Genomic DNA, 22,788 nt, shown 5'->3' with positions numbered 1-22,788 from the left:
TAAAAACCCCGCGCAAACAGTGATATTCACCGGAACAGCGCGCTCTTGCGACGTTGACGAAAAGAAGACGCTCGCTTATAAGCCGCGCAAATTGTCCGCGATGACCCGGTGCGCACGCCGGGAGCGGCTCTCTTGGGGCCGAAAAGGGCCCGTTTTGGGCCGCATCTTCCGGACTTTATCATCAATTCTACAGGCAAATTGCCCGGTCAGCGGAGAAAAACCCGTGAAGCGGACTTATCAACCCAGCAAACTGGTGCGCAAGCGCCGTCACGGCTTCCGTGCCCGTCTCGCCACTGCCGGCGGCCGCAAGGTTCTCGCCGCCCGCCGCGCCCGCGGCCGCAAGCGTCTGAGCGCCTGAGCCGGACCCCCATTTTTGGGATTTCATCATGGATCGGCTGAGGCAGCGGGCGGATTTCCTCGCCGTTGCCAATGGCGCGCGGGCGAATAATCCCGCGTTCGTCCTGCAAAGCCGCCGCCGCGACGACAGCGGCCCGATCCGGATCGGCTTCACCGTTACCAAAAAGAACGGCAACGCCCCCGAGCGCAATCGCATCCGGCGCCGGCTTCGCGAATTGGTGAAGCGGCTCGATCCGGTGTCGATGCAGCCCCATCATGATTATGTACTGGTCGGCCGAAGGGACGCGCTCTCGCGCGACTTCGCCACCATGCTCGACGATCTGCGCATAGCGTTCACGAAGCCTGCGCGGCATACGCACAAGGGACGCGGCCCAAGAACTGACGGCTCAAGGCCCGGCCCCGCTCCTGCGACCAGCCGCAAACCGGATTGATGACGAGACAATAGTGATGACCGACAATCGCAATACCATCCTCGCCGTCATTCTCTCCGGCCTGGTGCTGATCGCCTGGCAGTATTTCTACAACGTGCCGGCGATGGAGAAGCAGCGCGCCCAGCAGCAGGCGCAGGCCGAGCTCCAGAAGAACACGCCGCAGCCGACTGCCTCCGCAACGCCGGGCGCCGCGCCGCAGCCCGGCAGCGCGGCCCAGCCGTCAACACCGGCCGCGAACCAGGCCCAGCCGGTCGTTGCCCGCGAGACCGCGATTGCCGCCAGCCCGCGCGTGAAGATCGACACGCCGCGGATTGCCGGCAGCATCTCGCTGAAGGGCGGCCGCATCGACGACATCGCGCTGGTGCAATACCGCGAGACGGTCGACCCGAAGTCGCCGCCGATCGTGCTCTATTCGCCCTCGGGCACCGCAGAACCCTATTACGCCGAGTTCGGCTGGGTGCCGGCAACGGGCGTGACCGCCAAGCTGCCGGACGCCCAGACCCTCTGGCAGCAGGACGGCAGCGGCAGCCTGACGCCGACAACGCCGGTGGTGCTGAAGTGGGACAATGGCGAGGGCCTCACCTTCCGCCGCACCATCGCGGTCGACGACCATTATCTCTTCACGCTCAAGGACGAGGTGAGCAATGTCGGCAACGCGCCTGTCACGCTCTACCCGTTCGCGCTGATCTCGCGCCACGGCACGCCGCAGGTCTCCGGCTACTACATCCTGCATGAAGGCCTGATCGGCTATCTCGATGGCCTGCAGGAATACGCCTACAAGAAGATCGACGAAGCCAAGGCGGTGAACTTCAAGGCCACCAATGGCTGGCTCGGCATCACCGACAAGTACTGGGCTTCGGCGCTGCTGCCGGACACCAGTGCACAGCTCCAGGCGCGTTTCTCGTCGAACCCGGTCGGCAACGTCCACACCTACCAGACCGATTATCTGCTCGACCCCGTCACCGTCGCGATCGGCGGCACTGCGACCGCGAACGCGCGGCTGTTCGCCGGCGCCAAGGAAGCCGGCGTCGTCGGCGTGTTCCCGTTCGCCGGTCTCGGCGGCTACAACAAGGAGCTCGGCCTCAACCATTTCGATCTGTTGATCGACTGGGGCTGGTTCTACTTCATCACCAAGCCGATGTTCCTCGGCCTCGACTTCTTCTACCGCTTCTTCGGCAATTTCGGCATCTCGATCCTGCTCGTCACCGTGATCGTCAAGCTGCTGTTCTTCCCGCTGGCCAACAAGTCCTACGCCTCGATGGCGAAGATGAAGTCGGTGCAGCCGCAGCTTCAGGCGCTGAAGGAGCGCTTTCCCGACGACAAGGTGAAGCAGCAGCAGGAGATGATGGAGATCTACCGCAAGGAGAAGATCAATCCGGTCGCCGGCTGTCTTCCCGTGGTGATCCAGATCCCCGTGTTCTTCTCGCTCTACAAGGTGCTGTTCGTCACCATCGAGATGCGGCATGCGCCGTTCTTCGGCTGGATCAAGGATCTCTCTGCGCCCGATCCGACCAACCTCTTCACCCTGTTCGGGCTGATCCCGTTCGATCCGACTACCCTTCCGCTGTTCGGCCACTACCTCGCGCTCGGCATCTGGCCGATCATCATGGGCATCACGATGTGGTTCCAGATGAAGCTGAACCCGACGCCGCCGGATCCGACCCAGCAGCTGATCTTCAACTGGATGCCGCTGATCTTCACCTTCATGCTGGCGGGCTTCCCGGCGGGTCTCGTGATCTACTGGGCCTGGAACAACACGCTCTCGGTCCTCCAGCAGAGCTTCATCATGCGCCGCAATGGCGTGAAGGTGGAGCTGTTCGACAATCTCAAGGCGACGTTCGCGAAGAAGGCGACGTAGCTCTCCGTCATTGCGAGGAGCGAAGCGACGAAGCAATCCAGAGTCCCTCCGCGGATGCATTTCTGGATTGCTTCGCTTCGCTCGCAATGACGAAGGTAAACAACTGAAGGCCTTCGCATGACCGACGACAAAGATGCGAAGCTGATCGAGACCGGGCGAAAGCTGTTCACCCGCGACTGGCAGTTCATCTGGGCCTCGCCCTCGATTGCGACGCTGCCGCCGATGGACGGGCTGGAGATCGCCTTTGCCGGCCGCTCCAATGTCGGCAAGTCCAGCCTGATCAACGCGCTGACCGGCCGCAACGCGCTTGCGCGTACCTCGCATACGCCGGGCCGCACCCAGGAACTGATCTTCTTCGAGGTCCCCGGCAAGAAGGACCTGCGCCTCGTCGACATGCCCGGCTATGGCTACGCCAAGGCGCCGAAGACGCAAGTCGCGTCCTGGACCGAGCTGATCCACAAATTCCTGCTGGGGCGCGCCTCGCTCGCACGCGTCTACGTGCTGATCGACGCGCGCCATGGCCTCAAGGACGTCGATCTCGAAATCCTGGGGACGCTCGACCGTTCCGCGGTGAGCTACCAGATCGTGCTGACCAAGGCCGACCAGGTGAAGGCGTCCGAGCTTCAGTCCCGCATCGCCGAGACCGAGGCCGCGCTGGCAAAACATCCGGCGGCGTTTCCGAACGTGCTCGCGACCTCGTCGCGGAGCTCGACCGGCATGGCCGAGCTGCGTGCCGCGATGGCGAAGCTGCTGGAAGAGCGAACCTCGTGACGCCTGCATTCCGCCTGCTGATTGGGCTTGCCGGTTTGATGGGCGCCGCCGGCGTCGCGCTGGCCGCCGCCTCCGCTCACGACGCCGACGCCAGCCGGCTCGCCTCCGCCAGCGCCATGCTGCTGTTTCACGCAACTGCCATACTCGCAGGCGTCGCCCTGCTCGCGCGCGGCCTTCTGCACGGCGGAATTGGCCTCATCGCGGCGTTCGGCTTCGTGATCGGCGCCGCGCTGTTCGCGGGCGATCTCACCTTGCGGCAATATGCGGGGCACGCGCTGTTTCCGTATGCCGCGCCGACGGGTGGGACGGTGATGATCTTGAGCTGGCTGGCGGTGACGCTCGCGGCGGTGGTGGCCAAGCGCAGCCCGTAGCGCCCGTAGCCCGGATGGAGCGAAGCGCAATCCGGGGCCGAATTCGCGGCTAGATTCCCGGATTACGCTTCGCTCCATCCGGGCTACGCGCCTGCGTCCGGGGCATGAAGACCACTTTGCGCCGCGCCCGCCAATCGGATAGAACGCGCACCGACAGTCCCGCCAGCGAGATCCGCCTCATGACCGACATCTCCCCGCTCGACCAGGCCCGCATCCTGTCCGAAGCGCTGCCGCACATGCAGCAGTATGACGAGGAAACCATCGTCATCAAATATGGCGGCCATGCCATGGGCGACGAGGAGACCGCGAAGAACTTTGCCCGCGACATCGTGCTGCTCGAGCAGACCGCGATCAACCCGGTGGTGGTGCATGGCGGCGGGCCGCAGATCGCGACCATGCTCAAGCGCCTCGGCATCCAGTCGGAGTTCGCAGCAGGCCTGCGCATCACCGATGCCGCGACCATCGAGATCGTCGAGATGGTGCTGGCCGGCTCCGTCAACAAGCAGATCGTCGGCTACATCAACGAAGCCGGCGGCAAGGCCGTGGGGCTGTCGGGCAAGGACGCCAACATGGTGAAGGCGTCGAAGACGACGCGCACCATCGTCGATCCGGGTTCGAACATCGAGAAGGCGATCGATCTCGGCTTCGTCGGCGACCCCGAGAAGGTCGACCTCACGCTGCTCAACCAGCTGATCGGCTACGAGCTGATCCCGGTGCTGGCGCCGCTCGCGACCTCCAAGGAAGGCCAGACGCTCAACGTCAACGCCGACACCTTTGCCGGTGCGGTCGCCGGCGCACTGAAGGCAAAGCGCCTGCTGCTGCTCACCGACGTACCTGGCGTGCTCGACAAGTCGAAGAAGCTGATCCCGCAGCTTTCGGTGAAGGACGCGCGAAAGCTGATCGCCGACGGCACCATTTCCGGCGGCATGATTCCGAAGGTCGAGACCTGCATCTACGCGCTCGAACAGGGCGTGGAGGGCGTCGTCATCATCGACGGCAAGACGCAGCACGCGGTGCTGCTCGAGCTCTTCACCAACACGGGCACGGGAACGCTGATCCATAAGTGATGATGAGCGGGCCAAAGCAAGCCGTCATGGCCGGGCTTGTCCCGGCCATCCACGACCTTTCGTCTCGCGCCAAGAACGTGGATGCCCGGCACAAGGCCGGGCATGACGAGCCGAGAGTTCAGCGCCCCCGCCGCTCGACCCTGACGCGTTTCCTGATGACGCTGCCCGCCGCGGCCATCTCGTTCTTCTTCTCCTCCGCGCCCGCCCTGGCCGACCTGAAAATCTGCAACCGCATGTCCTATGTCGTCGAGGCCGCGATCGGCATCGACGACAAGGCGGCGACCGCGACGCGCGGCTGGTTCAGGATCGATCCCGCCACCTGCCGCGTCGTGGTGCAGGGCACGCTGACCGCCGACCGCATCCTGCTCAATGCCCGCGCGCTCGGCGTCTACGGCGCCTCGCCGATCCCGCAGAACGGCAGCGACACGCTGTGCGTGGCGCAGGACAATTTCGTCATCGCGGCCGCGCGGCAATGCCGCAGCGGCCAGACGCAAGTCCCTTTCACCCAGATCACGCCGACGCAAGCCGCGGACGGCAATTTCACGGCCTATCTCGCCGAGGATTCCGAATATGACGACGAGCAGGCCCGCCTCGCCGGCATCCAGCGACTGCTGGTGATCGCGGGCTACGACGCCGCGCCGATCGACGGCGTCGACGGGCCGAAGACGCAAGCAGCACTTGCCGCCTTCCTGAAGAGCCGCGGACTGGCGGCGGACATCATGTCGTCGCCGAACTTCTTCAAGACCATGGTCGATGCGGTGCAGACGCCTTCTGCAACCGGCCTGACCTGGTGCAACGACACGCCGCACAAGGTGATGGCGGCGGTCGCCACCGACGACGGCAAGTCCGTGACGAGCCGCGGCTGGTATCGCATCGATCCCAGGACGTGCCTGCACCCCGATGTGACCGGGCAGCCGAAGCAGATCTTCAGCTTCGCTGAAGCCATCGACGCCGACAACCGCGTCATCAAGCTGAAGGACAAGCCGCTGAACTGGGGCGGCGACAAGCAGCTCTGCACGCGCGAGACCAAGTTCGAGACCAACGAGCATGCCGATTGCGGCGCGCGCGGATTCGCGGCGACGGGTTTCGGCGTGGTGGACATGTCGAGCGGCGGCAAGACGCTGCGCTTTGCGATGCCGTGATTGAGAGACCAGTGATGAATCCACGCCGCACCTTTGCCCACGTCGACACCTGGGTGTTCGACCTCGACAACACGCTCTACCCGCACCACGTCAATCTGTGGCAGCAGGTCGATGCGCGGATCGGGGAGTTCGTCTGCAACTGGCTGAACATCGGTCCGGAGGAAGCGCGCAAGATCCAGAAGGATTATTATCAGCGCTTCGGCACCACCATGCGCGGCATGATGACCCTGCATGGCGTGCGCGCCGACGACTACCTCGCCTATGTCCACAAGATCGACCACTCGCCGCTGGAGCCGAACCCGGCCCTCGGCGAAGCCATCGCAAGACTGTCGGGCCGCAAGCTGATCCTGACCAACGGCTCGGTCGACCATGTCGATGCCGTGCTGGCGCGGCTCGGCCTCGCCACGCATTTCGACGGCGTGTTCGACATCATCGCCGCCGGGTTCGAGCCGAAGCCGTCGCCGCTGACCTATCAAAAATTCCTCGAAGACCATGCGGTCGATCCGACCCGGTCTGCGATGTTCGAGGACCTCGCTCGCAACCTCACCGTCCCGCACGCGCTCGGCATGACCACTGTGCTGGTGGTGCCTGACGGCACCAAGGAAGTGGTGCGGGAGGACTGGGAACTGGAGGGCCGGGACGCGCCCCATGTCGACCACGTCACGGATGATCTGGCGGGGTTTTTGGCGGGACTGTTGCGTCCCAACTAGGTCGTCATACCCCGCGAAAGCGGGGTATCCAGTAATCACTGCCATCTCGATTCATCACAACCGCCGCGGCGTACTGGATCACCCGCTTTCGCGGGTGATGACAGCGAACCAAGCTTGACTCCTCCCCGCCAAATCCGGAAAAAGCCTCCCAATCCACCAAAATTCCGTTCCCTAGAGGAAATCCCGATGTCCCTGTCCGCCCTCGAATCCACCATCAACAGCGCCTTCGACGCGCGTGACGGCATCTCGACCTCGACCAAGGGCGAGGTGCGCGAGGCCGTGGACCAGGCGCTGGAGATCCTGGACAAGGGCGAGGCCCGCGTCGCGGAGCGCGGGGCCGACGGCAAGTGGAAGGTCAATCAATGGCTGAAGAAGGCCGTGCTGCTGTCCTTCCGCCTCAACGACATGGGTGTCATTCCCGGCGGCTCCGGCAAGGCGACCTGGTGGGACAAGGTGCCCTCGAAGTTCGAGGGCTGGGGCGAGAACCGTTTTCGCGATGCCGGTTTTCGCGCGGTGCCGGGTTCGGTGGTGCGCCGCTCGGCCTTCATCGCCAAGAACGTCGTGCTGATGCCGTCCTTCGTCAATCTCGGCGCCTATGTCGATGAGAGCACCATGGTCGACACCTGGGCCACCGTCGGCTCCTGCGCGCAGATCGGCAAGCGCGTGCACATCTCCGGCGGCGCCGGCATCGGCGGCGTGCTCGAGCCGCTCCAGGCCGAGCCCGTGATCATCGAGGACGACTGCTTCATCGGCGCGCGCTCCGAGGTCGCCGAAGGCGTGATCGTGCGCAAGGGCGCGGTGCTGGCGATGGGCGTGTTCCTGGGCGCCTCCACCAAGATCGTCGATCGCGAGACCGGCGAGGTCTTCGTGGGCGAGGTGCCGGAATATTCGGTCGTCGTGCCCGGCGCGCTGCCCGGCAAGCCGATGAAGAACGGCCACATCGGCCCGAGCACGGCCTGCGCCGTGATCGTCAAGCGCGTCGACGAGCGCACGCGCTCGAAGACCAGCATCAACGAGCTGCTGCGGGATTGATAAGATTCTCTCTTTCACCTCTCCCGCAAGCGGGGCGAGGTGAAAGAGCCCCTTGCGGCGCCAATCGAACCCTCTATCCCTCCATCGCGACCAATCACCGGACGGCCTCCGCTGCCCGGAACCTTCGCCATGGACTGGACCTGGTACCTCTTTCGCTTCGACGGCCGCATCAACCGCGCTTTGCTGTGGCAGGCGCTGCTCATCGTCGCGCTGCTGGCGGCGCTGCTCGGCGTGATCGGTCAGGTGATCCACCTCATCGAGGCCGAGGGGGCGTTGAAGCTATCCCTGAAACTCGATTTCGACTTCGGCCTCGACGACCTCTTCAAGCTGGTCGATCCCCGGGCCTATCGCTCGCTGGCGCCCGTTGATCGCACCAACCTGATCCTGAAGGCGTTCGGCTTGTCGCTGTTCCTCTGGATCTATCTCGCGACTGCGATCAAGCGGCTGCATGATCGCGACAGGAGTGGCCGGTGGATCATTGCCTTCTTCGTCGTGCCCGGCCTGTTCAGCCAGTTCTCGGATCTGCTGCCCGACTCCAACTGGACGCTTCCATTCAGCCTCGGCGCTTCCAGTCTGTGGCTGTGGGGCTTCGTCGAGATGTTCTGCGTCCCCGGCAGTACCGGCGACAATCGGTTCGGTCCTGATCCATTGGCCGAGACCGAGGACGGCTCGTCCCCTGCAAAAAGCTGGGACCAGCAAAGCGAGCTCGAATTGGTGCCGCCCAGCGCTAGCCCACCCGGCGGCATGCATGTTAAGCGGAGCGCATGACCGATGCTCTCTCGATTGCCCGCGATCTCATCCGCTGCCCCTCGGTAACTCCGGCCGATGCCGGTGCGCTGGGGGTGCTTGAGAAAGCCCTCAACGCTGCCGGCTTCACTTGCCACCGCGTGACCTTCAGCGAAGCAGGCACAGCCGACGTCGACAATCTCTATGCGCGGATCGGCACTGAAGGCCCGCACATCACCTTCGCCGGCCACACCGACGTGGTGCCGCCCGGCGACGAGAGCGCCTGGAGCGTCGGCGCGTTCTCGGGCGAGGTCCGGGGCGGCTTTCTGCACGGCCGCGGCGCGGTCGACATGAAGGGTGGCATCGCCTGCTCGGTGGCAGCCGTGCTCGAGCATCTCGCCGCGAATGGCGGCACGCCGCGCGCCGATGGAAAGGGCTCGATCTCGTTCCTGATCACGGGCGACGAGGAAGACGTCTCCATCAACGGCACCATCAAGCTGCTGAAATGGGCCGCGGAGCGCGGCGAAAAGTTCGACCATTGCGTGCTCGGCGAGCCCTCCAACGTCGAGACGCTCGGCGACACCATCAAGGTCGGCCGCCGCGGCTCGCAGTCCGGCACGCTCTATGTCGACGGCGTGCAGGGCCATGTCGCCTATCCGCACCGTGCCTCCAATCCGGTGCCTGATATCTCGCGGCTGATCGTGGCGATCAGTGACGAGCCGCTCGACCATGGCAGCGCGCAGTTCCAGGCCTCCAATCTCGAATTCACCTCGGTGGACGTCGGCAACAAGGCCAACAACGTCATCCCCGGCGAGGCCCGCGCAAAGTTCAACATCCGCTACAATGACAACCACACCCAGGCGAGCCTGCGCGAGCTGGTCGAGACACGTCTGACGAAAGCCTGCGGCAACCGCATCCGCGCCCGCATCGTCTGGGAGCCCTCGAACTCGAATGTGTTCGTGACCAAGCCCGGCCCGTTCACCGACCTCGCGGTCTCCGCGATCGAGGAGGTGACCGGGCGCAAGCCGGAGCTGTCGACCTCAGGCGGCACCTCGGATGCGCGCTTCATCTCGAGCTACTGTCCGGTGATCGAGTTCGGCCTGGTCGGCCAGACCATGCACCAGGTCGACGAGCGCGTGCCGGTGGTGGATTTGGAGAAGCTGACGCAGGTGTATCGGGGGATTTTGGCGCGGTATTTTGGGTGAGACTCAACTCTCGCCCATCACTCCACTGTCATCGCCCGGCTTGACCGGGCGATCCAGTACTCCGAGACAGCAGCGATAGCATCGAGAGGCCGCGGCGTACTGGATGCCCCGGTCAAGCCGGGGCATGACACTGATGATGAGGCAAGGGCGTCTGGCTCTCGTCTAATAATCCACCTTCATCAGATACAGCCCGTCAGGCGGCGCGACGATACCGCACGCCGCGCGGTTGCGGGCTTCGAGCGCCGCGGAGAGATCGTCCGCGGTCCAGCGGCCCTCGCCGACCCACACCAGGGATCCCACCATCGAGCGCACCTGGCTGTGCAGGAAGGAGCGCGCCGAGGTGAGAATCGTGATCTCGCGGCCGTCGCGCAGCACGTCGAGCTGGTCGAGCGTCTTCTCCGGCGATTTGGCCTGGCACTCGGTGTCGCGAAACGTCGTGAAATCGTGCTTGCCGAGCAGGCGTTGTCCCGCCGCATGCATCGCATCGGCATCGAGCCGGCGCGGCACGCGCCAGGCGTGACCGACATCGAGCGCGAGATTGGCGCGGGTGTTGACGACGCGGTAGCGGTAGTGCCGCTTCACGGCCGAGAAGCGTGCCTCGAAGGTGTCAGGGACGACCTCTGCCTCCAGCACCGCGATTGGATGCGGGCGCAGATGCGCATTCAATCCGTCGCGAAAACGGCCCGGCGGAAACTGCTTGTCGATGTCGACATGCGCGACCTGGCCGCGCGCATGCACGCCGGCGTCGGTGCGGCCCGCACCGTGCACGCGCAAATCCGCGCCGGTCATCGCCTTCACCGCCGCCTCTAACGCGCCCTGCACGGAAGGCAGCGTGTCCTGCACCTGCCAGCCGAAGAACGGCGCGCCGTCATATTCGATGGTGAGCTTGTAGCGGGGCATCAGGCCAGCCGCATCGGCGGCTTCACCGGCACGCCGCGCAGAAAGTCCGTGGCCTGCATCCGCGCCTTGCCTTCGCGTTGCAGCTCGAGGATGCGGACCGCGCCCTCGCCGCAGGCAATCGTGAGCTGGTCGTCGAGCACCGCGCCGGGTGCGCCGGAGCCCTTTGCCAGCTCGCAGCGCAGGATTTTCACGCGTGCGTTCTCAAGCTCGGCCCAGGCGCCGGGAAACGGCGACAATCCGTGGATGTGGCGCAGCACGGCGCGCGCGGGCCTGGTCCAGTCGATCCGGGCTTCGGCCTTGTCGATCTTGGCGGCGTAGGTGACGCCATCCTCGCTCTGCTTCTTGAGCTGGAGCCCGCCGCGGGCGAGTGCGGCCATCGCGCGCACCATCAGATCGGCACCGAGCCGGGAGAGACGGTCATGCAGATCGATTGCGGTCATGTTGTCGGGGATCGCGATGCGCTCGGCCATGGCGACGTCGCCGGTGTCGAGGCCGACATCCATCTTCATCACCATGACGCCGCTCTCGGCATCGCCTTCCATGACGGCGCGGTTGATCGGCGCAGCGCCGCGCCAGCGCGGCAGCAGCGAGGCGTGCAGATTGTAACAGCCGAGCTTCGGCGCATCGAGGATCGCCTGCGGCAGGATCATGCCATAGGCGACGACGACGGCGGCATCGGCGTCGAAGGCGCGAAACTCGTCGAGCGCTTCGGGCGTCTTCAGCGACTTCGGCGTCAGCACGGGCACGCCAAGCTTTCGCGCGGCTTCCTCGACCGGGGTCGGCTGCAATTGCAGGCCGCGCCGTCCGCCGGGCTTGGGCGCGCGCGTATAGACCGCCGCGATCTCGTGGCCGTGCGAGACCAGCTCGAGCAGCGTCGGCACGGAGAAATCGGGCGTGCCCATGAAGATGAGGCGGAGGGGCATGACAAGGACTCGGTATGTTCCCTCCCCCCTTGCGGGGGAGGGCTAGGGAGAGGGGTGCCACACGACGCGCTCTCTCGGTATGAGCGCGGACCAGTTCTTCGCCCCGGTTAGACTTCCGCCTGGGCTACCCCTCTCCCCCGCCCTTCCCCGCAAGGGGGGAGGGAGCGCATGGGAGTTCGCGGCAGCACCGGTGCTTACAAATGACTTACTCCGCGCGCTTGGCGGCTTTCTCGAACTTCTTGATGACGCGGTCGCGCTTGAGTTTTGACAGATAGTCGACGAATAGCACACCGTTGAGATGGTCGATCTCGTGCTGGATGCAGGTGGCGTAGAGGCCTTCGGCGTCCTCCTCGTGCACCTTGCCGTCGAGGTCGGTGAAGCGCACGCGCACCTTCGCAGGCCGCTCGACCTCCTCGTAATATTCGGGGATCGACAGGCAGCCTTCCTCGTAGATCGACAGATCCTCGGAAGACGCGATGATCTCGGGGTTGATGAAGACGCGCGGCTCCGGCTTGGTCTCGCCGTCCGGGTCGGGCTTGGCGAGGTCCATGGTGATCAGCCGCAGAGGCTGCGCGATCTGGATCGCCGCGAGGCCGATACCGGGCGCGTCGTACATGGTCTCGAACATGTCGTCGGCAAGCTTGCGGATCTCCGTCGTGACCTTCTCGATCGGCTTGGAGACCAGACGCAGCTGCTTGTCGGGCAGGATGATGATTTCTCTGAGGGCCATGGCCGCGATTTAAGCCGCATGCCGGATGCGGTCAATGCGGCGAGGAACTCCGTTAACCCTCCGCTAACCATAAAACTTCAGGTTTCGTTAACCATAAAAATTAAGGGGCTGTTAACCATAAGCGTTCGCTATTCGTTCGCGGAGGGTGTCGAATCGGCTACAAGGGCCGCCATGAACGAGATCATTTTCCTGGCTGGCGACTGGCCGGTCCGCACCATTGATGCGCTGATCGGCTTCGGCGCCCTCGTCCTCATCCTGCTGGTGGTGATTGCGGTGGTGATCGCCCGCTCGGGACGGCGCGGTGCGGAACTCGCCATGGCCAATGCCATCCGCGCGGACGAGCTCGAGGAGCGCCTCAGCCAGGTGCTGCACGCCCAGAGCGAAGCTGCCGGCCGCGCCGACGCCATGACCCAGGCGCTGGCCGGCCGCCAGGCCGACATGGCGCGCGCGGTCAACGAGCGGCTGGATTCGGTGACCCATCGGGTCGGCCAGTCCATGGAACACTCGACCCGCAACACCATGGAGAGCCTGCGCGCGCTGCACGAGCGGCTCGGCATCATCGACAACGCGCACAAGAACCTCACCGACCTCACCACGCAGGTGACGACGCTCCGCGACGTGCTCGCCAACAAGCAGTCGCGCGGCGCCTTCGGCCAGGCGCGGATGGAGGCGATCGTCCAGGACGGGCTTCCAAAGGGTTCTTACGAATTCCAGTTCACGCTCTCGACCGGCAAGCGGCCGGACTGCGTGGTGTTCCTGCCCGACCAGCGTCCGCTCTGCATCGACGCCAAATTTCCGCTGGAGGCGATGACCGCGCTGCACGACGCCCGCACCGACGAGGAGCGGCGCATCGCCACGCAGCGGCTGCGCGGCGACGTGATGAAGCATGTCAGCGACATCGCCGACAAATATCTCGTCACCGGCGAGACCCAGGAGATGGCGCTGATGTTCGTGCCGTCGGAATCGGTCTACGCCGAGATCCATGACGGTTTCGACGATGTGATCCAGAAGGCCTATCGCGCCCGTGTCGTGCTGGTGTCGCCTTCGCTACTGATGCTCGCGATCCAGGTGATGCAGCAGATCATGAAGGACGCGCGCATGCGCGACGCCGCCGATCAGATCCGCACCGAGGTGATCAAGCTCGGCGACGATTTGGGACGCCTGCGCGACCGCGTGCTGAAATTGCAGAAGCATTTTGCCGACGCGAACGAGGACGTCCGGCAGGTGCTGATCTCCGCCGACAAGATCGAGAAGCGCGCCGGGAGAATCGAGGAGCTCGATTTCAGCAAGACCGATGCGCCGGAGGGATCGCATCTGGTGGCGGCAGGTGCCGCGGAGCTGTTCCCGCGGAAGCTCCAGGCGGGGGAGTGAGTTTTGAGGCACACTGTCGTCGCCCGGCTTGACCGGGCGACCCAGTATCCCAGAGACGGCAGATGGGCGCACGCTGCTACTACGTGTACATCCTAGCCAGCAAGATTGGTGGCACGCTCTACATTGGCGTGACAAATGACCTCATCCGTCGCGTAGCCGAACACAAATTGCAGTTGGTCGAGAGCTTCACGAAGGATTACGGCGTCGTGAAGCTAGTTTATTTCGAGCAGTTCGATGATCCCGAGAATGCGATCAAACGGAGAAACGACTGAAGAAGTGGAAGCGCGACTGGAAGATCGCGCTGATCGAGAAAGACAATCCGGATTGGAACGATCTCTATTCGGGGATCGCGGGTCCTCCATAACTCCGGCCTCTGGGATACTGGGGTCGCCCGGTCAAGCCGGGCGACGACACCTCACTTGTGGCCCCCAGAATCTGCTAACACCTCCCCATGACCGCACCCGACGCGACCTCCCCTGCCGGCGCCGACACGGCCCCCACCTCCTGGCGCGACGGCCTGGCCGTTTACCTGCAACCGCGGGTGCTGATCGTGCTGTTCCTCGGTTTCTCCTCGGGGCTGCCGCTGGCGCTGTCGGGCTCGACGCTGCTGGTGTGGATGCGCGAGGCCGGGGTCGATCTCAAGACCATCGGGCTGTTTGCGCTGGTCGGCACGCCCTACACGCTGAAATTCCTGTGGGCGCCGCTGGTGGATGCGCTGCATGTGCCCCTATTCACCCGCGCGTTCGGACGGCGGCGCGGCTGGCTGCTGTTCTCGCAGCTATTGCTGATCATCGCGATCCTGCTGCTGGCGCTGACCGATCCCGCGCGCTCGCCGTTCTACGTCGCGCTCGGCGCGCTGCTGGTCGCGACCACCTCCTCGACGCAGGACATCGTGGTCGACGCCTTCCGCGTCGAGAGCCTGCCGGAGAGCGAGCAGGCCGCCGGAATGGCGTCCTATGTCGCGGCCTATCGCATCGGCATGCTGGTCTCGACCGCGGGCGCGCTGTTCATCGTGTCCGGCTTCGAGGGCACCGGCATTCCGCGCGCGTCGGCCTGGATGTGGGGCTACGTGGTGATGGCGGCGATGGTGCTGATCGGCACGATTACCGCGCTGGCCGCGACCGAGCCCGAGCAATCGGTGCGGGCGGAAGCCGCGACACAAACCGAGACGGCGTTCGCGCGCGTGCTGCACGCGGCGATCGGGGCTTTCTCGGAATTCCTGTCGCGCAAGGACGCGCTCGCCGCGCTCGCCTTCGTCGTGCTGTTCAAGTTCACCGATGCCTTCTCTGGCACGATGACCGCGCCGTTCGTGATCGACCTCGGCTTTTCCCGCAACGATTATGCGGCGATCGTGAAGGGCGTCGGCCTCGCGGCAACGCTGATCGGCGGCTTTGCCGGCGGCTTCCTCGCGCGGCGCTATTCGCTTGCGACCAGCCTGTGGATCGGCGGCGTGGTGCAGGCGCTCGCCAATCTCTCCTTCTCCTGGCTGGCCTTCGTCGGCACCAGCCAATGGGCGCTGGCCTTTGCCATCACCTGCGAGAACTTCACCAGCGCCATCGGCACCGTGATCTTCGTCGCCTATCTCTCCGCGCTGTGCCAGAATCCGCTGCACACGGCGACGCAATACGCGCTGCTCACCGCGCTTGCGGCAGTCGGGCGCACGTATCTGTCAGCGAGTGCGGGCTATGTCGCGGAGACGACCGGCTGGCCGCTGTTCTTCGCGATTTGCGTGCTGGTGGCGATCCCGAGCCTGGTTCTGCTGGCCTGGCTGCAGAAGCGCGGGCATTTCGAGGCGCTGGGGCCGGTGAGGGTGTAGTCCCGGTCTTGGTCATCGCCCGCGAAAGCGGGCGATCCAGTATTCCAGAGACATCGAGGTTCATCACAGCTGCCGCGGCGTACTGGGTCGCCCGGTCAAGCCGGGCGACGACACCGGAATCGTGGAGACGACGTCGATATTTTCGCCCCCCTACTGCTTCCTGATCAGGCTCCACTTCGTGATCACGGCTTCGCTCATCTGGCCGGGATCGCTGGCGCAGGCGACTTCGTCGACCTTGACCGAGATCTCCTTGCCGACAAACGATTTCAGCTGCGTGGCCTGCGCGTCGCTCGAGGTGACGAGCTGGAACGTCTCGGGGCCGGTCTCGAGATTGCACAGCCCGTTCGGCGCCGGCAGTCGACGCGGCTCCGAGGTGATCTGGTACATCGCAATCCGCTTGCCGACGTTCTTGACGTCGCGCACCTTCATTGCGTTCAATTCGCCCGAGAGCACCTCGCCGGCACTGATCGGCTTGCCGGGCTTCGGCGGTGGCGGCGCCCCGTCGTCCTGCTGCGCGGAGATGGCCGGGGTCGCCAGCAGCATCATCGTCGCGACCAAAGCCGATCGTGTGGCGAAAAGTTTCGTCATGTCGTCCGTTCCGTAAGTCTGGATGGCTAGAACAGGGTCCGCTGCCGCATGGCGGCCGATAGCGTACCTTCGTCGAGAAAATCAAGCTCGCCACCGACCGGCACACCATGGGCCAGCCGGGTTACTTTTACGTTGGCGTCCTGAAGCAGGTCGGTGATGTAGTGCGCCGTGGTCTGGCCGTCGACCGTCGCGTTCAGCGCCAGGATGATTTCGTGCACCTCGGCAGCATGCGCGCGCGCGACCAGCGCGTCGATGGTGAGATCCTGCGGGCCGACGCCGTCGAGCGGCGACAAGGTCGCGCCCAGCACGTGATAGCGCCCCTGGGTCGCATTGGCCCGTTCCAGCGCCCAGAGGTCGGCGACATCGGCGACGACGACGATGATGGTGGGATCGCGCTTCGGATCGGTGCAGACCGTGCAGGGATTTTGCGTGTCGATGTTGCCGCAGGTCTTGCAGACCTGGACCTTGTCGAGCGCGACCTGCAGGGCCGAGGACAGCGGCATCATCAGCGCTTCGCGCTTCTTGATCAGATGCAGCGCCGCACGCCGCGCGGAGCGCGGGCCCAAGCCCGGCAGCCGTGCGAGGAGCTGGACCAGCCGCTCGATTTCGGGACCTGCAACCGAACCCATCTTATTGGCCGAACATACCCGGCGGCAGGCTGAGCCCGCCCGTAAGCGCCTGCATCTTCTCCTGCACGGCCGTCTCGGCCTTGCGGCGGGCATCGCCGAGGGCGGTGACGAGCAGGTCCTCGAGCACCTCGCGCTCCTCCGGCTTCATCAGCGAGGGATCGATCTTGATGCCCTTCACGTCCATCTTCGCGGTCATGCGCACGGCGACGAGCCCGCCGCCGGAGATGCCTTCGACCTCGACGTTGGAGAGCTGATCCTGCATCTCCTGCATCTTGGATTGCAGCTGCTGCGCCTGCTTCATCATGCCGAAAATATCGACCATCGGTGCTGTCCTCGATAACCGAATCAGAGATCGTCGCCGTCGGAACCATCGGGCGGATCGTCACTGCCATAGTCCGCATTCATATTGGTTTCCGGCGCCTCGGGGGCAAGCCTGCGGACCTCGACGACCTTCGCACCGGGAAAACGCGACAGCACCTCCTGCACGCGCGGATCGGCTTCGGCGGAGCGCGCATGTTCCTGCTTCGCCGCCTGGCTCACCGAACGCAGCGTCGGCTGGCCCTGCTCGTTGGAGACGATCACGGTCCAGCGCCGGCCGGTCCAGAGCTCGAATTTTCGCGCGAGCTCCGAAATCATGGTCTTGGAGGCGTTGGGCTCGAGCGCGACTTCCAGCCGGCCCTCCTCGAAACGAACGAGGCGCATGTCGCCTTCGAGCGCGCCCTTGGTCATGAGATCGCGCTTCTGCCCGGCGACCGCGACGAGCTGGGTGAAGCTCGTGATGCGCAGTTGGGGTGCGGCCGCTTGCGGATCCGGCGCGGGCGCGGCCATCTGCGGCCGGGCAGCGCCGCCGCCGAACCCGGCCGGTGACGAGGTCGGTGCGCGCATGGGTGCAGCCGAGGCAACCGGCGCCGCGGAGGCCACCGGTGCACCCGGCGCGCCGCTGCGTGCGGCACTTCCGCCCCCCACGACCGGCGAGCCGCCGCCGTTCTGCTCCAGCATCTTGATCGCTTCGTCGGGCGTCGGCAGGTCGGCGACATAGGCGATGCGCACCAGCACCATTTCGGCGGCCGCTGCGGGGCGCGTCGCGGCCTGCACCTCGGTGATGCCCTTGAGCAGCATCTGCCACATCCGCGACAGCACGCGCATCGAGATCTTCGAGGCGAAATCCCGCGCGCGCACGCGCTCGGTCTCGCCATAGGCGACGTTGTCGGCGGTCGCCGGCACGATCTTCACGCGGGTGACGAAATTGACGAACTCGGCGAGGTCCGACAGCACGACGATCGGATCGGCGCCGACGTCGTACTGGTCGCGGAACTCCCTGAAGGCGCTCGCGATGTCGCCGCGCGCCAGCGAATCGAACAGGTCGATGACGCGGGTGCGGTCGGCGAGCCCAAGCATCTGCCTGACCGCATCCGCCTTCACGGTGCCTGCCGCGTGTGCGATCGCCTGGTCGAGCAGCGACAGAGAGTCGCGCACCGAGCCTTCCGCGGCGCGCGCGATGATGCCGAGCGCCTCGGGCTCGATCTCGACGCTCTCCTTCGCCGCGATATTGGCGAGGTGCTTCATCAGCACGTCGGCCTCGACCCGGCGCAGGTCAAAACGCTGGCAGCGCGACAGCACAGTCACCGGAACCTTGCGGATCTCGGTGGTCGCGAACACGAATTTGGCGTGCTCCGGCGGTTCCTCCAGCGTCTTCAGGAAGGCGTTGAACGCCGCCGTCGACAGCATGTGGACTTCGTCGATGATGTAGACCTTGTAGCGCGCGCTGGCCGGCGCGTAGCGCACGCTGTCATTGATCTGGCGGACGTCGTCGACGCCGGTGTGCGAGGCGGCGTCCATCTCCAGCACGTCCATGTGCCGGCTTTCCATGATCGCCTGGCAGTGCACGCCCAGGGTCGGCATGTGGATGGTCGGGCCCTTCACCGATCCGTCAGGCATCTCGTAGTTGAGCGCACGGGCCAGAATACGCGCGGTGGTGGTCTTGCCGACGCCGCGGACGCCGGTGAGGATCCAGGCCTGCGGAATGCGCCCGGTCTCGAACGCGTTCGAGACGGTGCGGACCACGGCCTCCTGGCCGATCAGATCGTCGAAGCTGGAGGGCCGGTATTTGCGCGCCAGCACCCGGTAGGGCGTGCTAGCCTGGCCGGCGCTGTCGGGGTTGGGAGGGGCGCCAGCGTCGGTCATCGGTCGATCCGCAATGGAATGTCTTTCGCCCTGCTATTGCGGAAAGGAGCGCGCTGGCGGGAAGCCCGCCGGCGCAATTCGCTCGGAAAAACAGGTAGGAGACTGACGAGCGACCCGATCCGGACCTCGTTAGGGCTGCTTCCTTCCGGACCTGACCCGGTTGGCGAGTGGCTCGTCCACCGCCAATCTCCCGGTCCCTATTTGGGGCCAAAAGGTCGGGAAAGCAAGCGGCTATCCGTGGGTCCCGCACACCCCGCTGGACGGCCCCCGCCGGCCCATTTGAACGCGGAAGCCAGCTCAGTGTTGCCGACCTGGAACCTCCGTGATTCGCGCAAACCGCTTGCGATACTCGGCGGGCGTCACGCCGACGTGACGATTGAACGCGCGACGCAGCGTGTCGGCATCGGCGAAGCCACAATGGAGCGCCACCTGCTTCGGGGCTTCATTGCCAAACTCGAGCAGCCGCCTCGCTGCATTGACGCGGGCTTCCTCGACCCAGGTCGCAGGCGTGACGCCCACCTCGGCGCGGAACAGCCGCGCAAAGTGCCTCGGGCTGAGCTCCATGCGTGTCGCCAGGCTGGCAACGCTGTGGTCGAGCGAGGGGTTGGCGGCGACCCAGCGCTGCAGCTCCTGCAACGCGGCGCGGCCGGCAGGAACAGCCGCGCCCTTGCGGGTGAACTGCATCTGTCCACCCGGGCGCTTGAAGAACATCACGAGCTGGCTTGCGACCTTCATGGCCGTGTCGCGACCGAGATCCTCCTCGACCAGTGCCAGCGCGAGGTCGAGCCCCGCGGTCACGCCGGCGGCCGTGCGGAGCTTGCCGTCGGTGACGTAGATGGCATCCTTGTCCACGGTGACCGACGGGAATTTGCCGGCCAGCATGTCCGCGACCGCCCAATGCGTCGTAACCCGCCTGCCATCAAGGAGACCGGCGGCGGCAAGGAAGAAGGCCCCGCTGCACACCGAGCCGAATCTGCGGGTCCGCGAAGCCCGCCGCCGCAGCCAGTCGATCACGCTCCCGTCCGCCGGGACTTCGGCCGCGTTCGGGCATCCCGCCACCAGCAAGGTGTCGATGGGCTCCTGGAAGTCGCGGTCGACGATTCGATCAGGCATCAGCCGGATACCTGAGGAACTGCGGATCGGCCCCGGCTCCGCGCCCGCCACGAACAGCGCATAGGCCGGATAGCCGGCCTGGACGTTTGCCTCGGCGAACACGTCGAGCGGCCCTGCGACATCGAGCAGCTGCACGCCTGGCAGCGCCACGATCACAACCGTCCTTGGTTTCGGCTTTGCGCCCATGTCCGCCTCGATCCGGATTTGTCCGTTTTAGACGTGTTACGTCGATTTAAGACAAAATAGCCCGGATTTACAGTGCGGGCGACCCAAATTTCAGGAGCTGCTCATGTCAGAAATCACCGAGGTCGCCGTCATCCCCGACAGCAAGCTGGCGCGTGCCATCACCGAATACATCCGCGATACCGAAACGGATTTGCTGTTCAACCATTCCAGCCGCGTCTACCAGTTCGGAGCGATGGCCGGCGTCCGCCGCGGACTGACATTCGACCGCGAGCTGCTTTACGCCGGCGCCATGTTTCACGACATCGGCCTGATGCCGGGCCATGGCAGCCAGCACGAGCGGTTCGAGGTCGACGGCGCGCACGCCGCGCGCGACTTCCTGCGCAGCCACGGCATTTCGGAAGCCGACGCCTACACGGTCTGGACCGCGATCGCCCTGCACACCACGCCGGGCGTGCCGGAGCATATGCACTCCGTCGTCGCGCTGGTGACCGCGGGCGTCGAGATGGACGTGCTCGGGCTTACCTACAGCGAATACTCCGACGCGGAGCGCGAGGCGGTGGTGAAGGCGTTTCCGCGCACTGCGCATTTCAAGGAAGATATCATCCAGGCCTTCTATGACGGCATCAAGCATCGGTCGGATACGACCTTCGGCAACGTCAAGGCCGACGTCATCGCCGACAAGGAGCCGCATTTCCATCGCGGCAATTTCTGCAGCGTCATCCGCAATTCGCATTGGCACGGCTGACCGGCATTCGCGCAAGCACCGTGCGATCCGGAAATCGACACGTGCGGCGACGTGCGATTGTGAGAATTCGTACTTGGGCAGCCGCACCCAACAACGACCCCAGACTCAGGAATATCCCATGACCGACCAGTCGAAACGTTTGACCCACGCGACGGGCGCTCCCGTCAGCGACAATCTCAACATCATGACCGCCGGCCGCCGCGGCCCCGCGTTGCTGCAGGATGTCTGGCTGATCGAGAAGCTCGCCCATTTCGATCGCGAGGTGATTCCCGAGCGGCGCATGCACGCCAAGGGATCCGGCGCCTTCGGGACCTTCACGGTCACGCACGACATTTCCCGCTATACCAAGGCGAAGATCTTCTCGGAGATCGGCAAGGTGACGCCGATGTTCGCGCGTTTCTCGACGGTGGCCGGCGAGCGCGGCGCAGCCGACGCCGAACGTGATATCCGCGGCTTTGCGCTCAAGTTCTACACCGAGGAAGGCAATTGGGACATGGTGGGCAACAACACGCCCGTGTTCTTCTTCCGCGATCCCTTGCGCTTTCCCGACCTCAATCATGCGATCAAGCGCGATCCCCGGACCGGAATGCGCAGCGCCGACAACAATTGGGATTTCTGGACGCTGCTGCCGGAGGCCCTGCACCAGATCACCATCGTGATGAGCGAGCGCGGCCTTCCCAGAAGCTTCAGGCACATGCATGGCTTCGGCAGCCATACCTACAGCTTCATCAATTCCGCCAATGAGCGGACCTGGGTGAAGTTTCACTTCCGGACGCAGCAGGGCATCGAAAACCTGACCGACGCCGAGGCCGAAGCCCTCATCGGCAAGGACCGCGAGACGCACCAGCGCGACCTGTTCGAGAGCATCGAACGCGGCGATTTCCCGCGCTGGACGATGTTCGTGCAGATCATGACCGACGACCAGGCCAAGGCGTTCGCCTTCAACCCGTTCGACCTGACCAAGGTCTGGCCGAAGGCGGACTTCCCGCTGATCGAGGTCGGCTATTTCGAGCTGAACCGCAATCCGGAAAACGTCTTCGCCGAGGTCGAACAGGCCTCCTTCTCGCCGGCCCATGTCGTTCCGGGCATCGGCTTCTCGCCCGACAAGATGCTGCAGGCGAGGCTGTTCTCCTACGGGGACGCCGCGCGCTATCGCCTCGGCGTCAACCATCATCTAATTCCGGTCAACGCGCCGAAATGTCCATATCACAGCTACCATCGCGATGGCGCAATGCGGACCGACGGCAATCAGGGGAGGACGCCGACCTATTTCCCGAACAGCCGCGGCGAGTGGACGGATCAGCCCGATCTCAACGAGCCGCCGCTCGAGATCGATGGTGCAGCGGCGCATTGGGATCACCGCATCGACGACGATCACTATCGGCAGCCCGGCGACCTCTTCCGCAAGATGAACGCAGCCCAGCGGCAGGCCTTGTTCGACAACACGGCGCGCGCTGTCGGCGCCGCTGCCATCCCGATCCAGGAACGGCACATCGCCAACTGCACCAAGGGCGATCCCGCCTATGGCGCGGGCGTCCGCGACGCGCTGACGCGGCTGGCGACTGTTCGGGCCGAGGCCGCCGAATAGATCGGCCGATCCGTACTGACCTCAGCGAACGGCGCCGACAGGGCGCCGCTCGCATTTTTAAGGCGAACCGCCGAAGCTTATCAATTTTCTCGCGAAAATAGCTCGAGCCGACGCGCTCGCCGGGCCTTCCCTCGCGCATCGCCGCGGCACGCATGTCGCGAAGTGCAGATGCGGCCGTTCGCCTCGGAAAGCGTCATGGCCGATAGGCTCCCTGCCCATCTTCGAGGCCCCGCACATCCCCGAGGCAATCGAGTCTTGACAGGGCCCGCCCGGCAGCGCCTTTCTATGAAATCCTGCCGGAACCGAAACAAAGGGCGCGCGAAAATCGGATCCAGAGCATTTTTC

23 protein-coding genes, 1 other RNA gene and 1 pseudogene are annotated in these 22,788 nt (G+C 65.1%); 16 read left to right on the top strand and 9 right to left on the bottom strand.

Annotation, left to right across the window (positions count from 1 at the left end; all coding sequences use genetic code 11):
- The first annotated feature begins 223 nt into the window (after positions 1–223).
- The 11 genes from rpmH to dapE all read left to right on the top strand — a co-directional run bounded on the left by rpmH (position 224) and on the right by dapE (position 9,670).
- A complete protein-coding gene (gene rpmH / locus OWC48_RS08810; protein WP_008542748.1) occupies positions 224–358 on the top strand; it encodes a 50S ribosomal protein L34 in 135 nt (44 codons plus the stop codon).
- Positions 359–386: 28 nt separating this feature from the next.
- Positions 387–788: a ribonuclease P protein component gene (gene rnpA / locus OWC48_RS08805; protein ID WP_282519630.1), complete on the top strand. Its 402-nt coding sequence runs from the start codon at positions 387–389 to the stop codon at positions 786–788.
- Between the two features lie 16 nt (positions 789–804).
- Positions 805–2,646, top strand: coding sequence for a membrane protein insertase YidC (gene yidC, locus OWC48_RS08800; RefSeq protein ID WP_282519629.1), 1,842 nt, complete (start codon positions 805–807; stop codon positions 2,644–2,646).
- Between the two features lie 117 nt (positions 2,647–2,763).
- Positions 2,764–3,417, top strand: a complete 654-nt coding sequence (gene yihA / locus OWC48_RS08795) for a ribosome biogenesis GTP-binding protein YihA/YsxC (RefSeq protein ID WP_282519628.1) — start codon at positions 2,764–2,766, stop codon at positions 3,415–3,417.
- A 38-nt stretch (positions 3,418–3,455) separates the two neighbouring features.
- Complete coding sequence (locus tag OWC48_RS08790) at positions 3,456–3,788, top strand: DUF423 domain-containing protein (protein WP_282520072.1); 333 nt, start codon at positions 3,456–3,458, stop codon at positions 3,786–3,788.
- Positions 3,789–3,967: 179 nt separating this feature from the next.
- Complete coding sequence (gene argB, locus OWC48_RS08785) at positions 3,968–4,855, top strand: acetylglutamate kinase (RefSeq protein WP_282519627.1); 888 nt, start codon at positions 3,968–3,970, stop codon at positions 4,853–4,855.
- A 155-nt stretch (positions 4,856–5,010) separates the two neighbouring features.
- Entirely contained in the window at positions 5,011–5,997 is a 987-nt protein-coding gene (locus OWC48_RS08780) for a DUF1036 domain-containing protein (RefSeq protein ID WP_282520071.1), read from the top strand.
- A 14-nt stretch (positions 5,998–6,011) separates the two neighbouring features.
- Entirely contained in the window at positions 6,012–6,707 is a 696-nt protein-coding gene (locus tag OWC48_RS08775) for a pyrimidine 5'-nucleotidase (RefSeq protein WP_282519626.1), read from the top strand.
- A 186-nt stretch (positions 6,708–6,893) separates the two neighbouring features.
- A complete protein-coding gene (gene dapD, locus OWC48_RS08770) occupies positions 6,894–7,739 on the top strand; it encodes a 2,3,4,5-tetrahydropyridine-2,6-dicarboxylate N-succinyltransferase (protein WP_282519625.1) in 846 nt (281 codons plus the stop codon).
- A gap of 129 nt (positions 7,740–7,868) precedes the next feature.
- Entirely contained in the window at positions 7,869–8,507 is a 639-nt protein-coding gene (locus OWC48_RS08765; protein ID WP_282519624.1) for a DUF805 domain-containing protein, read from the top strand.
- Complete coding sequence (dapE, locus tag OWC48_RS08760) at positions 8,504–9,670, top strand: succinyl-diaminopimelate desuccinylase (RefSeq protein WP_282519623.1); 1,167 nt, start codon at positions 8,504–8,506, stop codon at positions 9,668–9,670. The genes OWC48_RS08765 and dapE overlap by 4 nt, the downstream gene beginning before the upstream one ends.
- Positions 9,671–9,832: 162 nt before the next feature.
- Here the strand turns inward: dapE and truA are convergent, their stop codons facing one another.
- The 3 genes from truA to def form a co-directional block, all read right to left on the bottom strand.
- Positions 9,833–10,570 (bottom strand): tRNA pseudouridine(38-40) synthase TruA, encoded by a 738-nt coding sequence (gene truA / locus OWC48_RS08755; protein ID WP_282519622.1) that lies wholly within the window; start codon positions 10,568–10,570, stop codon positions 9,833–9,835.
- Positions 10,570–11,493, bottom strand: coding sequence for a methionyl-tRNA formyltransferase (fmt, locus tag OWC48_RS08750; RefSeq protein ID WP_282519621.1), 924 nt, complete (start codon positions 11,491–11,493; stop codon positions 10,570–10,572). Before fmt ends, truA begins: the two co-directional genes overlap by 1 nt.
- Before the next feature lie 205 nt (positions 11,494–11,698).
- Positions 11,699–12,223 carry a peptide deformylase gene (def, locus tag OWC48_RS08745; protein ID WP_282519620.1) on the bottom strand — a complete coding sequence of 175 codons (525 nt, stop codon included), beginning with the start codon at positions 12,221–12,223 and terminating at the stop codon, positions 11,699–11,701.
- A 171-nt stretch (positions 12,224–12,394) separates the two neighbouring features.
- Between def and OWC48_RS08740 the strand changes: the two genes are divergently transcribed.
- From OWC48_RS08740 to OWC48_RS08730, 3 genes and pseudogenes are all read left to right on the top strand, one after another.
- Positions 12,395–13,594, top strand: a complete 1,200-nt coding sequence (locus OWC48_RS08740) for a DNA recombination protein RmuC (protein ID WP_282519619.1) — start codon at positions 12,395–12,397, stop codon at positions 13,592–13,594.
- Between the two features lie 62 nt (positions 13,595–13,656).
- Positions 13,657–13,958, top strand: a pseudogene (locus OWC48_RS08735) (GIY-YIG nuclease family protein).
- Positions 13,959–14,045: 87 nt separating this feature from the next.
- The gene (locus OWC48_RS08730) at positions 14,046–15,410 is read left to right on the top strand and encodes an AmpG family muropeptide MFS transporter (RefSeq protein ID WP_282519618.1); all 1,365 of its coding nucleotides are present in this window, start codon (positions 14,046–14,048) and stop codon (positions 15,408–15,410) included.
- 150 nt (positions 15,411–15,560) lie between these two features.
- Here the strand turns inward: OWC48_RS08730 and OWC48_RS08725 are convergent, their stop codons facing one another.
- From OWC48_RS08725 to OWC48_RS08700, 6 genes are all read right to left on the bottom strand, one after another.
- The gene (locus OWC48_RS08725) at positions 15,561–15,998 is read right to left on the bottom strand and encodes a hypothetical protein (RefSeq protein ID WP_282519617.1); all 438 of its coding nucleotides are present in this window, start codon (positions 15,996–15,998) and stop codon (positions 15,561–15,563) included.
- Positions 15,999–16,024: 26 nt separating this feature from the next.
- Positions 16,025–16,627, bottom strand: coding sequence for a recombination mediator RecR (recR, locus tag OWC48_RS08720; protein ID WP_282519616.1), 603 nt, complete (start codon positions 16,625–16,627; stop codon positions 16,025–16,027).
- Between the two features lies 1 nt (position 16,628).
- A complete protein-coding gene (locus tag OWC48_RS08715) occupies positions 16,629–16,949 on the bottom strand; it encodes a YbaB/EbfC family nucleoid-associated protein (RefSeq protein WP_028148995.1) in 321 nt (106 codons plus the stop codon).
- Between the two features lie 23 nt (positions 16,950–16,972).
- Complete coding sequence (locus tag OWC48_RS08710) at positions 16,973–18,811, bottom strand: DNA polymerase III subunit gamma/tau (protein ID WP_282519615.1); 1,839 nt, start codon at positions 18,809–18,811, stop codon at positions 16,973–16,975.
- Between the two features lie 94 nt (positions 18,812–18,905).
- Positions 18,906–19,002: signal recognition particle sRNA small type (gene ffs / locus OWC48_RS08705), an RNA gene on the bottom strand.
- 106 nt (positions 19,003–19,108) lie between these two features.
- The gene (locus OWC48_RS08700) at positions 19,109–20,110 is read right to left on the bottom strand and encodes a GlxA family transcriptional regulator (protein WP_282519614.1); all 1,002 of its coding nucleotides are present in this window, start codon (positions 20,108–20,110) and stop codon (positions 19,109–19,111) included.
- Between the two features lie 103 nt (positions 20,111–20,213).
- On the opposite strand from OWC48_RS08700, the gene OWC48_RS08695 reads away from it, so the two are divergent.
- Complete coding sequence (locus OWC48_RS08695) at positions 20,214–20,855, top strand: HD domain-containing protein (protein WP_282519613.1); 642 nt, start codon at positions 20,214–20,216, stop codon at positions 20,853–20,855.
- Between the two features lie 118 nt (positions 20,856–20,973).
- A complete protein-coding gene (locus OWC48_RS08690) occupies positions 20,974–22,443 on the top strand; it encodes a catalase (RefSeq protein ID WP_282519612.1) in 1,470 nt (489 codons plus the stop codon).
- Positions 22,444–22,788: the final 345 nt, after the last annotated feature.

It is taken from the genome of Bradyrhizobium sp. Arg816 (assembly GCF_029989365.1).
Lineage (GTDB): Bacteria > Pseudomonadota > Alphaproteobacteria > Rhizobiales > Xanthobacteraceae > Bradyrhizobium.
This window is presented reverse-complemented; position numbering and strand designations above follow the sequence as displayed.

Excerpts from the sequence above, each read along its gene's own strand:
- rnpA (WP_282519630.1), top strand. The coding sequence starts at position 387 with ATGGATCGGCTGAGGCAGCGGGCGGATTTCCTCGCCGTTGCCAATGGC.
- yidC (WP_282519629.1), top strand. The coding sequence starts at position 805 with ATGACCGACAATCGCAATACCATCCTCGCCGTCATTCTCTCCGGCCTG.
- yihA (WP_282519628.1), top strand. The coding sequence starts at position 2,764 with ATGACCGACGACAAAGATGCGAAGCTGATCGAGACCGGGCGAAAGCTG.
- OWC48_RS08790 (WP_282520072.1), top strand. The coding sequence starts at position 3,456 with ATGGGCGCCGCCGGCGTCGCGCTGGCCGCCGCCTCCGCTCACGACGCC.
- argB (WP_282519627.1), top strand. The coding sequence starts at position 3,968 with ATGACCGACATCTCCCCGCTCGACCAGGCCCGCATCCTGTCCGAAGCG.
- OWC48_RS08780 (WP_282520071.1), top strand. The coding sequence starts at position 5,011 with ATGACGCTGCCCGCCGCGGCCATCTCGTTCTTCTTCTCCTCCGCGCCC.
- OWC48_RS08775 (WP_282519626.1), top strand. The coding sequence starts at position 6,012 with ATGAATCCACGCCGCACCTTTGCCCACGTCGACACCTGGGTGTTCGAC.
- dapD (WP_282519625.1), top strand. The coding sequence starts at position 6,894 with ATGTCCCTGTCCGCCCTCGAATCCACCATCAACAGCGCCTTCGACGCG.
- OWC48_RS08765 (WP_282519624.1), top strand. The coding sequence starts at position 7,869 with ATGGACTGGACCTGGTACCTCTTTCGCTTCGACGGCCGCATCAACCGC.
- dapE (WP_282519623.1), top strand. The coding sequence starts at position 8,504 with ATGACCGATGCTCTCTCGATTGCCCGCGATCTCATCCGCTGCCCCTCG.
- truA (WP_282519622.1), bottom strand. The coding sequence starts at position 10,570 with ATGCCCCGCTACAAGCTCACCATCGAATATGACGGCGCGCCGTTCTTC.
- fmt (WP_282519621.1), bottom strand. The coding sequence starts at position 11,493 with ATGCCCCTCCGCCTCATCTTCATGGGCACGCCCGATTTCTCCGTGCCG.
- def (WP_282519620.1), bottom strand. The coding sequence starts at position 12,223 with ATGGCCCTCAGAGAAATCATCATCCTGCCCGACAAGCAGCTGCGTCTG.
- OWC48_RS08740 (WP_282519619.1), top strand. The coding sequence starts at position 12,395 with ATGAACGAGATCATTTTCCTGGCTGGCGACTGGCCGGTCCGCACCATT.
- OWC48_RS08730 (WP_282519618.1), top strand. The coding sequence starts at position 14,046 with ATGACCGCACCCGACGCGACCTCCCCTGCCGGCGCCGACACGGCCCCC.
- OWC48_RS08725 (WP_282519617.1), bottom strand. The coding sequence starts at position 15,998 with ATGACGAAACTTTTCGCCACACGATCGGCTTTGGTCGCGACGATGATG.
- recR (WP_282519616.1), bottom strand. The coding sequence starts at position 16,627 with ATGGGTTCGGTTGCAGGTCCCGAAATCGAGCGGCTGGTCCAGCTCCTC.
- OWC48_RS08715 (WP_028148995.1), bottom strand. The coding sequence starts at position 16,949 with ATGGTCGATATTTTCGGCATGATGAAGCAGGCGCAGCAGCTGCAATCC.
- OWC48_RS08710 (WP_282519615.1), bottom strand. The coding sequence starts at position 18,811 with ATGACCGACGCTGGCGCCCCTCCCAACCCCGACAGCGCCGGCCAGGCT.
- OWC48_RS08700 (WP_282519614.1), bottom strand. The coding sequence starts at position 20,110 with ATGGGCGCAAAGCCGAAACCAAGGACGGTTGTGATCGTGGCGCTGCCA.
- OWC48_RS08695 (WP_282519613.1), top strand. The coding sequence starts at position 20,214 with ATGTCAGAAATCACCGAGGTCGCCGTCATCCCCGACAGCAAGCTGGCG.
- OWC48_RS08690 (WP_282519612.1), top strand. The coding sequence starts at position 20,974 with ATGACCGACCAGTCGAAACGTTTGACCCACGCGACGGGCGCTCCCGTC.